Source organism: Methanobrevibacter arboriphilus JCM 13429 = DSM 1125 (genome assembly GCF_002072215.1).
In the GTDB taxonomy this organism is placed as follows: Archaea; Methanobacteriota; Methanobacteria; order Methanobacteriales; family Methanobacteriaceae; genus Methanobinarius; species Methanobinarius arboriphilicus.
The window spans coordinates 52,937-64,160 of sequence record NZ_JXMW01000001.1 but is presented as its reverse complement, the minus strand read 5'-3'; the positions used below and the strand labels follow the sequence as shown (position 1 = coordinate 64,160).

The 11,224-nt window shown below is 24.7% G+C and carries 11 protein-coding genes; 9 read left to right on the top strand and 2 right to left on the bottom strand.

What is annotated here, in order from left to right; translation table 11 throughout:
* Positions 1 to 235 precede the first annotated feature (235 nt).
* A complete protein-coding gene (locus tag MBBAR_RS00305; protein ID WP_080459302.1) occupies positions 236 to 2,017 on the bottom strand; it encodes a ribosome biogenesis/translation initiation ATPase RLI in 1,782 nt (593 codons plus the stop codon).
* A 410-nt stretch (positions 2,018 to 2,427) separates the two neighbouring features.
* Between MBBAR_RS00305 and pth2 the strand changes: the two genes are divergently transcribed.
* From pth2 to MBBAR_RS00265, 8 genes are all read left to right on the top strand, one after another.
* Entirely contained in the window at positions 2,428 to 2,769 is a 342-nt protein-coding gene (gene pth2, locus MBBAR_RS00300; protein WP_080459301.1) for a peptidyl-tRNA hydrolase Pth2, read from the top strand.
* A gap of 250 nt (positions 2,770 to 3,019) precedes the next feature.
* Positions 3,020 to 3,706, top strand: coding sequence for an amino acid kinase family protein (locus tag MBBAR_RS00295; protein ID WP_080459300.1), 687 nt, complete (start codon positions 3,020 to 3,022; stop codon positions 3,704 to 3,706).
* Position 3,707: 1 nt separating this feature from the next.
* On the top strand, positions 3,708 to 3,869 hold the full coding sequence (locus MBBAR_RS00290) for a zinc finger domain-containing protein (RefSeq protein ID WP_042702070.1): 162 nt from the start codon (positions 3,708 to 3,710) through the stop codon (positions 3,867 to 3,869).
* A gap of 702 nt (positions 3,870 to 4,571) precedes the next feature.
* Positions 4,572 to 4,841 carry an elongation factor 1-beta gene (locus tag MBBAR_RS00285; protein ID WP_042702067.1) on the top strand — a complete coding sequence of 90 codons (270 nt, stop codon included), beginning with the start codon at positions 4,572 to 4,574 and terminating at the stop codon, positions 4,839 to 4,841.
* 236 nt (positions 4,842 to 5,077) lie between these two features.
* Entirely contained in the window at positions 5,078 to 6,325 is a 1,248-nt protein-coding gene (locus tag MBBAR_RS00280; protein WP_080459299.1) for a tripartite tricarboxylate transporter permease, read from the top strand.
* A gap of 381 nt (positions 6,326 to 6,706) precedes the next feature.
* Entirely contained in the window at positions 6,707 to 7,138 is a 432-nt protein-coding gene (locus MBBAR_RS00275) for a GerW family sporulation protein (RefSeq protein ID WP_080459298.1), read from the top strand.
* A 126-nt stretch (positions 7,139 to 7,264) separates the two neighbouring features.
* The gene (locus MBBAR_RS00270) at positions 7,265 to 8,011 is read left to right on the top strand and encodes a DUF2953 domain-containing protein (RefSeq protein ID WP_080459297.1); all 747 of its coding nucleotides are present in this window, start codon (positions 7,265 to 7,267) and stop codon (positions 8,009 to 8,011) included.
* The gene (locus tag MBBAR_RS00265) at positions 8,004 to 8,249 is read left to right on the top strand and encodes a hypothetical protein (protein WP_080459296.1); all 246 of its coding nucleotides are present in this window, start codon (positions 8,004 to 8,006) and stop codon (positions 8,247 to 8,249) included. Before MBBAR_RS00270 ends, MBBAR_RS00265 begins: the two co-directional genes overlap by 8 nt.
* A gap of 49 nt (positions 8,250 to 8,298) precedes the next feature.
* Here MBBAR_RS00265 and MBBAR_RS00260 read toward each other — a convergent pair whose 3' ends face one another.
* Entirely contained in the window at positions 8,299 to 9,471 is a 1,173-nt protein-coding gene (locus MBBAR_RS00260; protein ID WP_080459295.1) for a hypothetical protein, read from the bottom strand.
* A gap of 177 nt (positions 9,472 to 9,648) precedes the next feature.
* On the opposite strand from MBBAR_RS00260, the gene MBBAR_RS00255 reads away from it, so the two are divergent.
* Complete coding sequence (locus MBBAR_RS00255) at positions 9,649 to 11,217, top strand: CpaF family protein (protein WP_080459294.1); 1,569 nt, start codon at positions 9,649 to 9,651, stop codon at positions 11,215 to 11,217.
* Positions 11,218 to 11,224: the final 7 nt, after the last annotated feature.

Here is an 11,224-nt window from a genome sequence, read left to right as displayed (position 1 = left end):
ATAGTTTATAAGAAATTAAAGATACCTATTAAGGCATTTTCTTATAAATTGAAGATAAGGCGTATTATTAAAAGAGTCTTCTTATTTCACGATACCAATAATTCAATCTGGAACTCCAGCAATAATAATTATATTTTATAGATAGATATAATCTTTTAGGGAATTATTATTCTTTTTAATAATTACTTAAAAAGAATATAATACTTTAAACATGGAAAAACTTTAGCTTTATACTTTATTTATCTTTTAAATAGTAATATTCTCCAATTTCTTTTTGTTCTCTATCAAGATAACTGTCTAACTTGTTTACTCTTGGCCTTTTTGTTTCTTTATCTCTTCTAAATGTGATTTTTAGGTCTTTTAGGAATTTGTTCATTGATGTTCTTAGATCCATTGGTTTACTTGCTTTTCCTTTGAGTCCTGGCTCACCTTGGAAAACCATTGCTCGATCACTTATATAATCTATAAATACAATGTCGTGGTCTATGATGAGTGAAGCTGTATTTTTACTTTCTATAATTTTTCTAATAGCTTTTCCAGCTATTAATCTTTGTTCTACATCAAGAAAAGCCGTTGGCTCATCAAAAAGATATATATCTGCGTCTTTTGATAAAGTAGTGGCTACAGCAAGCCTTTGCAGTTCTCCACCACTTAATTCATTTACTTGTTTATCTAAAATATCTTCAAGTGAGAATGGCTTCATAATTTCTGTTTTAAAAATATTTGATCCATAGCTTGGAGCATTCATATATAAGAAATCTTCTACTCTGCCTTCAAAGTCAGAAACAATGTATTGTGGTTTATAAGCTATTTTTATGTCTTCTTCAACTTCTCCCTCATCGGGTTTTACTTCATTAGCTAATATTTTTGCAAAAGTTGTTTTTCCAATACCATTTGAACCAAATGCAGTTACTATTTCGTCATGAAATATCTCTCCTGATTCTGCAGTTAATGAAAATCCATCATATGATTTTTTTAAGTTAGTATATGACACTATGGATTCTCCTTCATCTTCAGGTGTTGGAGGCCTAATACTAAATTCGATTGGCTGTTTTCGGATTCTGACATTTTCTTCTTTTAAGAAACCATTAATATATGCATTTATCCCAATTCTAACTCCTTTCATCTGAGAAACTACTCCATAAGCTCCAGTTTGACCGTATAGAATATTAATATAATCTGATATAGCATCTAATGTAGCTAAATCATGTTCAATTACCATGACTGATTTTCCATCTTCTGCAAGAGACCTTATGACTTTAACAGCATTTAAACGTTGACGAACATCTAACCATGAAGTGGGTTCATCAAAATAGTAAAAATCTCCTTCTCTTACATATGATGCAGCTATTGCAACTCTTTGAAGTTCCCCTCCACTTAAATTAGTTATCTCTCGATTAAGAACATTTTCAAGATCTAATGTTTCTATAACTTCTTCAAATTTGTTCCTTTCATCTGCATTTGATAAAAGTTCTGAAACATTTCCTTTTACAAATTTAGGAAGTTGATCAACCATTTGTGGTTTGTGTATAACTTTTATTTTCCCTTCTGATAAGTTTTTAAAGTAACTTTGAAGTTGTGAACCTTTATAATAATCTATTATTTCATCCCAATTATCAGCAGGGTTTTCCCAATTTCCAAGGTTTGGAATCATTTCTCCTGAGAGAATTCTCATTATTGTTGATTTTCCAATTCCATTTGGTCCAAGGATACCGATAACTGATCCTTCACTAAGAGTAGGAAGTCCAAATAATTCAAACATATTTTGCCCAAACCTATGAATAGAATTATCAAGAGCCTCAGGAAGATTAATAACACTTATAGCATTAAATGGGCAACGATTTGTACATATACCACACCCAGAACATAATTCTTCTGATATTAATGGTTTTTTTGTTTTTTCATCAATTATTATTGTGTCTTCTTCCATACGGACTCCTGGACAATATTCAATACATGTGTAATTACATTTTTTGGGTTGACATCGATCATGGTCTAATATGGAAATTCTACTCAATTTATCACCTGTAAATAAAAAATATATTAAAAATTATTAAAAATTATTAGAAATTATTAGAAATTATATTATAATCTGTATAATTAAATATATTTAGATAATTTATTAAATATATCATTAAATTTATTAATTATATTATTAAAATAATTTTATTGTTAAATAAATTATCATAAATTCTATCATTATAAGATATATTATCATAACTTATATTATTATAAATTTATACTATTAGTTTAATAAATATATTTTAATAAATATATTATTCGTAATGTATTATAATTTTAATTTAGCAATTAAAATATATCCTTAAATTTAGAGTAATTCTAGATTTATTAAAAACAGATTTATTAAAAACTTTTATTAAAAATATATATTAAAATATACATTAAAAATAATATAGGTGTAATTTAATGAAACAGGTTATTGTAGTAAGAAATGATTTGAAGATGTCTAAGGGTAAAACTGCTGCTCAAGCTTGTCATGCTTGTTTAGGTGCATATAAAAAATCAGACCCTAATAAAATTAGGCTTTGGGAACAAGAAGGTCAAAAAAAGGTTATAGTAAAAGTAAATAGCTTAGAAGAGTTGTTTGAGATAAAAGAGATAGCTAAAAAAAATAATGTTCCTAATTTTATGGTAAAAGATGCTGGTAGAACTGAGTTACCTACATCTACTATAACTTGTTTGGGTGTTGGTCCTGATACTGATGAAATAATTGATAAAGTGACTCAGAATTTGAAATTGTTAAGCTAAGTATATAATTTAATTTACTATATATTTAATTTAAATTGTATTAAACTTAGTATAATATTCATCATACTTTATTATATTCCTAGTATTTTATTATAAGTATTTTATTATATTTAATTTAGTCTTTATATTCAGTTTAGTCTTTAAATTCAGTCTTAATCTTTATATTTAGTATTTATATTTAGTATCTAGCTTTATTTTCTTAAATTAATTTTATTAAATTATTAGTTTACATATTAGAGGTGTAATAATCATTGAATGGGTGATTAAAATTGGAGGAAGCCTTTTTCCAGAGAAAGCTATAAAATTATTAGAATCATTAAAAGGAAGAAATTGTATAATAATAACTGGTGGAGGAGAATTTGCAAACCTTATTCGTAAGTATGATTTTGAAACTGAATTTTCCAATGATATAACTCATGAAACAGCTGTTAATGCTATGGATATAATAGCTAAACTCCTAAATGATAAATTAAATTTTACAAAACTTGTTTATTCTCTTGAAGAGGCTGAAAAAGTTGTTGATTCTGGAAATATTCCCATATTATTATGTTCAGATTTTTTAAAGGGTAATAGTTTTATTCCTCATTCTTGGAATATAACTTCAGATTCAATTTCTGCTTATGTTTCAAATATCTTAAAATCGAAACTTTTAATAGCTACAAATGTAGATGGTATATATAGCCGAGAACCAAATAGTGTTGGGTCAAAATTTTTTGATGAAATTGATGCTAAAAAACTACTAACTTTTAATGAAACATCAGTTGACTTAATGCTTGGTGAGTTATTACTTGAATTCGGTACTAATTGTTTTGTTGTTAATGGAAACTTCCCTGAGAGAGTTTTATCTCTTATTGGAGTTGAAAATGGTGACAGAATAAGTGATAATAATTATAAAGATAATTATAATTTTAAATATACATTAATTAGAGGTGAATAAAATGAAAAAAGTAGAATGTAAATCTTGTAAACAAGAAATTCCATTGATTGATACTTATGTTGAGTTTCCATGTCCTGAATGTGGTGAATTAATAGCAAGATGTGATAAATGTCGTACTTTTGGTCACACTTATGTTTGTGATTGTGGTTTTGAAGGACCATAAAAATATTTACTTCAATATTTCTTATTCTAATATTTTCAGGTATTTTTTCTTTTTATCTTAATACCTTAGAACATATACTACTTAATAATTATATTAATTGGGTATATTAATTTGATAATATATAATAAATATGATCATAGATTTATAAATTGATTTTTGTATGTAAAACTGTTTTTGATTATTATCATTTATTTAAAACGGTTAAAATTATCTTTTTAAGATAATAATCGATTTATTAGTAATATTTACTTAATATAAACCAAAATAATTAAATATTAATAGAGATATATCTTATCTTGCATTTATTTAAGTATTATATTCAAATAATCTATAAATGTGTCCTAAAAAGTTAGCTATATTTTTATTATATAAATCAATAGATTATGCACCACATAATTTTACATGGTTTTTAAATAAATTAGTTCATTATTGTTTAATTTTTAAATTTGAATAAATTAAAAGACTAATGACTCAAGATATAGGTATATATACTAAAATGATAAAATTATATTATATATACTAAAATATAATCATATTAAAGTGATAAAATTATATTATATATACTAAAATATAATCATATTAAAGTGATAAAATTATATTATATATACTAAAATATAATCATATTAAAGTGATAAAATTATATTATGTATTTATAATATAAATTTCGAAATTTCTAAAATGATTTTATTCGGAGGATTTAAAATGGGAGAAGTTGTAGCAACTGTAAAATTAATGCCTGAAAGCCCTGATGTTGACCTAGAACAAATGAAAATTGATGCTCAAAATGTTGTTAGTGAAGATGCTGAATTACATAAAATAGATGAAGAACCTATTGCTTTTGGTTTAGTAGCTTTAAATGTGATGTTTATCATTGATGATGGCGAAGGTGGAACCGAAATAGTAGAGGAAAAATTAGCAAAACTTCCAAATGTCAACAGTGTAGAGGTTCTTGATGTTAGAAGATTGATGTAGTTTTCATTTTAATTTTAACTTACTAAATTATTATTAATTAATTTAACTTTATTTAATATTATCAATTTATTTTTAATTTAATAATATTAAATTAATTTTAGTTTATTATTAATTTAAATTTAAAATAATATTAATTATTTTATTTTTCATTTTTATTTTTTCAATTGATAATTGTATAATTATTAATATAATTATTACTAATTCATCTATAAATATTAAAGTGCAGGTGTGATAGGATGTTTGATCTTATTTTTGCTTGCTTTTTAGGTGTTATATGTGGTGCAATCACTGGATTAATTCCAGGAATTCATGTTAATACAGCAGGAGCTATAATTTTTACATCTTCTGCTTTTTTATTGGGAATTTTTTCACCAGAATTTTTATGTGTATTTTTGGTAGCTATGTCAATTGCACATGCATTGATAGAATTTATACCTTCTATATTTTTGGGAGTACCTGATGAAGCAACTGCAGTATCAGTATTACCTGGTCATCGAATGGTTTTAGAAGGAAGATCTAAAGAAGCTATTAGAATAGTTGCTATTGGTGGATTTGGAGCAATAATTGTCATTATATTAATACTCCCAATACTTATAATTTTTTTACCTAATATACAAGGAGCTGTAAAACCTTATACATTTGTAATACTTCTTTTAGTTTCAGTATATATGCTTTGGAGATTAAGTAATGGTAAAAAAGCCTTTTTTTGGTCATCTATATTATTTATTTTTTCAGGTTTTTTAGGTTGGACTATCTTTCAAACACCTATATCATCAGGACTTTCTATGATGTGTATATTTTCAGGTCTCTTTGGAATAAGCACTATTTTATTTAGTTTAAATGATAAATCTTTTATGCCTCATCAAAACAAATTTTATGACCTTGAATTGAATAGTAATATGTTAAGGGGAATTTTTGCAGGTGGTGTATCTGGAGCTATTCTTGGGTTTTTACCAGGTTTTGGTCCTGCACAGGGAAGTATAATAGCTCAGACAGTAGCTGGTGGGGATGGTGAAGACAATACTGAGAATTTTTTAACATCAATTAGTGGTTTAAACACTTCTGATACTTTATTTTCTCTTATATGTATTTATCTAATTGGAAACCCTCGAAGTGGAATAGCTGTTTATATGAGTTACTTAATAAGTACATTTAGTATTTGGCATTTGTTAATATTCATATTCACTGCACTTGTAGCAGTATCTATATCATTAATGTTATGTTTAAAATTAGGGGATAGTTTTTCTAAGATAATGCAAAACATAAATTATAAAAAGTTGTCTTTTATAGTTATAATTTTAATGGTATTGATTTTATATATATTTACAATAATTTATAGTGCTAATATTATCTATATTACTCTTGCCCTTATTACTTCAACTGCTATGGGCTTGCTTCCACATTATTTAGGTGTTTCTAAATCTCATTTAATGGGAGTTTTAATAATTCCTGCAATGATAATCTATTTTGAAATGTTCATATAGTTTATTTAGCTTTATATATTGTTTTAGTTTATATTATATAACTTTGGTTTATTATTATATCGTTTTGGTTTATTAATATCTTGTTTTGGTTTTATCATTATTATTATTTTAGATATATTGTTCTTTTTTAGATATTCTTTTTTCTTTTTCATTTTTTTTCATTTTTTTCTTTTTTATAAAAATTTTCTATTTTTATAAAGCCAAAAATGAAGCTTTTATTATTTATTGATTATATAATTTCAAAAAGTTATTTTAACTATGTTTTATATATTATATATATCATTATTTGATTAATTAGTTACCAAATTTTTAACTTTTAAAATTTTTATAATTTTTATTATTATTTTTGGTTTCTAAAATATTAAAGATAAAGGTGATAATATGACGGATAATTCTATTAAAACTACAGTAGATGAATTAAAAAAGCTTTTAAATGTTAGAAATTTTGTTGGAGATCCAATAGAAACTGAAGATAAGATATTGATTCCTTTTATGAAATGGGGATTTGGTTTTGGTGCTGGACAAGTAAATAGTTCTGATTCTGATAATGGATTTGGTTCAGGTGCTGGTGCTGGAATAGAACCTATTTCCATAGTGGTTGTTGATAAAAAATTAGAGGGTATGGATGGTGTTAGAGTATTAAATCTAACAAAGGCCACTGAAACTAGTAAAGCAATATCTGAATTGGGCATAGTTGCAACTGATTTAATAAAAGAAATTATTTCTAATTATAATGAGCAAACAGATAAATCCAATTCTGAATTTGTAAATAATCCTAATGAAGATTATACTGAAGTAAAAGATTCTGAATAGACTTTAGCCATATATTATAAATTAACTTACTTGAATTTTCTGAATAATCCATATGTATTTTAATATCTATCTAATAATTTAATATTTATTTAATATTTTAATGTCTATCTTGCTAAAGGGGATAATTTGGATCTATTAACTTTAATTTTAGAAATAATTTTATTTTTAATTATTTTTATCATAATATTACTATTGATTTTCTTATATGTTGGGTTAGATATAAATATATTTCTAAATAAAAAGGAAAATGATTTTAAAGGACATATTGAGGTTAAATGGTCTTTTATTAGAATTTTTTCTAAAAATTTTCCAGATATTGAAGAAAATAATAAAAATTCTAAAAATAATAAGGATTCTAAAAATAAAAATAATAAGGTTAACAATAAAATTAATACTAAAGATACTGATGATAAATCTTCAAATGATGAAAAGAAAGAAAATAATGATAAAAAAGGCAAAAAAGGTAAAAAAGATAAAAAAGGTAAAAAATCTAAAAATAAATGGAATGAATTTAAAACATTATTTCCTCTTATCAAAATCAATTTTTGGGATATAATAGATTTGATTAAATCTATTTTATCTTCTATAGAATTAAAAAGCTTTAAAACTCATCTGATATTGGGATTTTCAAGTCCTGTGGATACTGCAACTATTTTAGGTTATATATGGGCTTTTTCAGCTGCTCCTAATATGCATAAATCTTTTAGTCTCTCTGCAGAACCAGTTTTTAATAGAGAGATTATGAATTTTAAAAGTGAAATTTCATTTAAAATAAATCTTTTAAAGCCAGCATTAAAAATCTTTAAACTTTTAACTAAAAAAAGCATGATTAAACTTATATTAAAGTCAAGGAAGCTGTTTAAAAATGATTAAAGATTATTTAGCAGAGATTTTAAAGTTTAAACTTCATGAAGAAAGTTTTTTCACAAAAGCTTTTAGTTTAGGTAAATTTAAGATTTATCCGTTCTATGATTTATCTATTATGATTTCAAATTCAGATGAATCGGGAGTTTTTTCTATAAGTCCATTAGCTATTGTTGTTCTAGAATTTAAAAGTAATGATGAAATTGAATATTATTTATATTATTTTGATGAGTCTAAAAAAAAGTGAAGAATGTAATAAGATTATAATAGAAAAATTCTGTAGAGATGTTTTGAATTTAAACAATTAGGACATCTATAGCTATTTTTTCAGCTATTTTTTTGATTGGGCTTGTGTTTGTTTCAGGAAAACAATCTAATATGCATATATCGAATTCTTTATCTTCATTTTCTTTATTAAATTCGTAATTTTTTAGTTTTGAGTATAATTTTTCTATAGATAGGTTATATATTCTGAAATTTTCACCGAATGACATTTCAAAGTTTTCATAGTTATATCCTTCTATTTTTCTAGTTTTTTCTTTTGTTATTTTTGTCTTTGGTAGTAGTCTTTCATCACTTTTAAGTTCAGACATATTTTTATTAAATCTTTCTTTGATCATCTTAAATCCATTAGCTTCAAGATTTACTAATGTCATTATTGTTGCAGGTTTCCATATATCATTAAAAACTACTTCTTTAACACCTAATTTTAATAAAAATATACCTAGAGTTCCATTACCACAGGTCCCATCTAAAACTTTTAATTTGGAAATTTCTTCTCTGGAATAATTCTTTGATTTTAGATAATTACATAAATTAATTATTTTGTTTTCTGAAGAGTTTGGAAACTCTATGTAACTTAGATGCTGAACTTTATTTATAGCTATTTTTCCAAGTGGACTTTGAATTATATCACATCTTATGTCGTTTCCTTTTAAAATTTTGTATGATGTTTCTTCACAATTTGAATCAATTTTTCCAACTGTTTTTCTTGAATTTCCTTTCAACACTCCTTTAATTTCACTAACTTCGTCTAATATTATCTCTGCAATATGTTTTGTTAAATCTGTATGTAAAATTATCAGGGAATTTTTTTTTAGATATATGTTAGGGTGGTTTGTTAGTGGAGTTATGAGTGGTACTGGTCCATTTCGAAGATTGTAGTTTCTTAATTCAATCTTTTCATCTTTCATTATTTTTAAAACATGAGTCATTATTATATCTAGATGTCTTTTTCCACAGCTACATCTACCAAATTCATCATCAATATCACATAAATTTACTTGCTCGTCTATGTTTTTAAATTTTTTAATCTTAATTGGAAGATTAATTTCGCATTCTGGACATTTTTGTGTTTTTTTTAAAGAATTATGGATATTTTCAGTATTAATTATTTCTTTTGATAGATTATAACTTATTCTATCAATATTAAGTCGACTATAATTTTTTGAAAATATTTTTTTTTCCATACTATCATTTTTGTTTTAGTTATCTTTATATCTTACTTTTAATAATAATATTATTATAGTAATAATAAATAATATTATTTTATTATTAATTATAATGATTATTATTTTAATTTATATTGTATATTTATTAGTATATATTTATTATTTATTGTTACTAATATAATCAAAGGTGAAATTATGCCTATTAATAAAGAAAATGAGAATTTAAATAATAATTTTAGAAATAATGGTAATAGTACAATACCAAAATATGAGTTATTAAAAACAGATTTTTCAGAAACAGAAAAATTTTTATTAGAAGATTTAAGGGATAATCTTGTTGATGAAGCTGTGTCTTCAGGTAAAAATTTCAGAATTAATGAAAAAGAATTATTAGATCATATTAAAGATTTTTTAACAAGTAGTATTATTAAAAATAAAGAGAATGTTGACGATTACTTAAGTTATGATATTCCATCTAATAAGATGAACCACAATGATAATGACTTAAATTCTAAACATAATACTTTTAAAAATGGTTCAGGTAAAACTTTTTCCAATGAAGGCGTTGATAAATTAGCTAATAAATTTTTTAAAGAAATTATTGGATATGGTGAACTTGATTCATTGATAAGTGATGATGAACTTGAAGAGATAATGATAATAGGTATTAATAAGCCTGTTTTTGTTTATCATAGGGATTATGGTATGATGGAGTCAAATCTAATATATAAAACAGATGAAGAAATTCTTTCAGTAATCGATTCAATAGCTCGTCAAGTTAATCGAAGAATAGATCAAGAATCTCCAATAATGGATGCAAGGCTTGAGAATGGTTCAAGAGTTAATGCAACAATTCCTCCAATTTCTGCTGATGGCCCATCTCTTACTATTAGAAAGTTTAAAAAAGATCCTTTAACTATTATAGATATTATTAATAAAAATACATTGAACTCTGAATTAGCTGCATTTTTATGGTTATGCGTAGATGGATTAGGAGTAAAACCTGCTAATACTATTATTTCTGGTGGAACAAGCTCAGGAAAAACAACGACTTTAAATTCTCTAGCTGCATTTATAAATCCTAGGGAAAGAATAATTACTATTGAAGACACACTTGAACTTCAAATACCTCATCAGCATGTTTTAAGAATGGAAACAAGAAATTCTAACATTGAAAATAAAGGTGAACTAACAATGGACGATTTAGTTAAAAATTCATTAAGGCAAAGGCCTGACAGAATAATCGTAGGTGAAGTTAGAGGAAAAGAAGCAATAACTTTATTTACAGCACTTAATACTGGGCATTCTGGATTTGGAACACTTCATTCTAATAGTTCACGTGAAACCATAACTCGACTTACGAATGCTCCTATGAATGTTCCAAAAGTAATGATTTCAGCTATTGATTTTATAATAATGCAAAATAGAATATATCGCTCTGATGGTGTTTCTGTTCGAAGAGTAACTGAGGTTGTTGAAGTTGTTGGTATTGAAGAAGGTACTATTCAATTGAATAAAATTTTCAATTGGAATTCAAAAAATGATAAAATAGAAAATGTTTCTATCTCCTGTAATACATTGCAGACAATTGCAGATATTAAAGGAATCAAAGTTAAAGATCTTTTTGATGAAATAGATAAAAGAAAACGAGTTTTAAATTTTTTATCTAATAATAATATTAGAAATATTCATGAATTAAATAAATTTATAGGTAATTACTATTTAAACCCTTTCAATGTCCTTGATTATATATCAAATGATTAAATTGTGA

Bases quoted from the DNA above. Each gene is read 5' to 3' on its own strand.
- MBBAR_RS00265 (WP_080459296.1), top strand. From the start codon at position 8,004: ATGATTAAAGATTATTTAGCAGAGATTTTAAAGTTTAAACTTCATGAA.
- MBBAR_RS00255 (WP_080459294.1), top strand. From the start codon at position 9,649: ATGCCTATTAATAAAGAAAATGAGAATTTAAATAATAATTTTAGAAAT.
- MBBAR_RS00275 (WP_080459298.1), top strand. From the start codon at position 6,707: ATGACGGATAATTCTATTAAAACTACAGTAGATGAATTAAAAAAGCTT.
- pth2 (WP_080459301.1), top strand. From the start codon at position 2,428: ATGAAACAGGTTATTGTAGTAAGAAATGATTTGAAGATGTCTAAGGGT.
- MBBAR_RS00260 (WP_080459295.1), bottom strand. From the start codon at position 9,471: ATGGAAAAAAAAATATTTTCAAAAAATTATAGTCGACTTAATATTGAT.
- MBBAR_RS00285 (WP_042702067.1), top strand. From the start codon at position 4,572: ATGGGAGAAGTTGTAGCAACTGTAAAATTAATGCCTGAAAGCCCTGAT.
- MBBAR_RS00280 (WP_080459299.1), top strand. From the start codon at position 5,078: ATGTTTGATCTTATTTTTGCTTGCTTTTTAGGTGTTATATGTGGTGCA.
- MBBAR_RS00290 (WP_042702070.1), top strand. From the start codon at position 3,708: ATGAAAAAAGTAGAATGTAAATCTTGTAAACAAGAAATTCCATTGATT.